Annotated in this window: 1 protein-coding gene; it reads left to right on the plus strand. The window is 65.3% G+C overall.

Features of this window, described 5'->3' with window-relative positions:
• On the plus strand, window positions 1-1,174 hold a 1,174-nt coding region (gene tuf / locus C8N38_RS21015), incomplete at both ends, for an elongation factor Tu (protein WP_108029041.1).

Genomic DNA, 1,174 nt, shown 5'->3' on the forward strand with positions numbered 1-1,174 from the left:
ATGGGTAAGGCAAAGTTCGAACGGACGAAACCGCACGTTAACATCGGCACGATCGGCCACGTTGACCACGGGAAGACGACGCTGACGGCTGCGATCACGAAGTACTTCGGGGACTTCAAGGCCTACGACCAGATCGACGCGGCGCCGGAAGAGAAAGCGCGCGGGATCACGATCTCGACGGCGCACGTGGAATACGAGACCGACGCGCGCCACTACGCGCACGTGGACTGCCCCGGCCACGCCGACTACGTGAAGAACATGATCACCGGTGCGGCGCAGATGGACGGTGCGATCCTGGTGGTGAACGCGGCCGACGGCCCGATGCCGCAGACCCGCGAACACATCCTGCTGGCGCGTCAGGTGGGCGTGCCCGCGCTGGTGGTGTTCCTGAACAAGGTCGACCAGGTGGATGACGCCGAGCTGCTGGAGCTCGTGGAAATGGAAGTGCGCGAACTTCTGTCCTCCTACGACTTCCCCGGCGACGACATCCCGATCGTTGCGGGCTCGGCGCTGGCGGCGCTGGAAGGCCGTGACGCGGAGATCGGCGAGGCCAAGATCAAGGAACTGATGGCGGCGGTCGACGCCTACATCCCGACGCCGGACCGTCCGGTCGACCAGCCGTTCCTGATGCCGATCGAGGACGTGTTCTCGATCTCGGGCCGCGGGACCGTTGTGACCGGCCGCGTCGAGCGTGGCGTTGTGAACGTGGGCGACGAGCTTGAAATCGTCGGCATCCGCGACACCAAGAAGACGACCTGCACGGGCGTCGAGATGTTCCGCAAGCTGCTGGATCGCGGCGAGGCGGGCGACAACATCGGCGCGCTGCTGCGCGGCATCGACCGCGACCAGGTGGAACGCGGCCAGGTGCTGTGCAAACCGGGTTCGGTGACGCCGCATACGGTGTTCGAGGCCGAGGCCTACATCCTGACCAAGGAAGAGGGTGGCCGTCACACGCCGTTCTTCGCGAACTACCGTCCGCAGTTCTACTTCCGGACGACGGACGTGACCGGGACGGTTCAGCTGCCGGAAGGCACCGAGATGGTGATGCCGGGCGACAACCTGAAGTTCACGGTCGAGCTGATCGCGCCGATCGCGATGGAAGAGAAGCTCCGCTTCGCCATCCGCGAAGGCGGCCGCACCGTCGGCGCCGGCGTCGTCTCCAAGATCATCAAGT

This window comes from Rhodovulum kholense, from assembly GCF_003053725.1.
GTDB classification, from domain to species: Bacteria; Pseudomonadota; Alphaproteobacteria; order Rhodobacterales; family Rhodobacteraceae; genus Rhodovulum; species Rhodovulum kholense.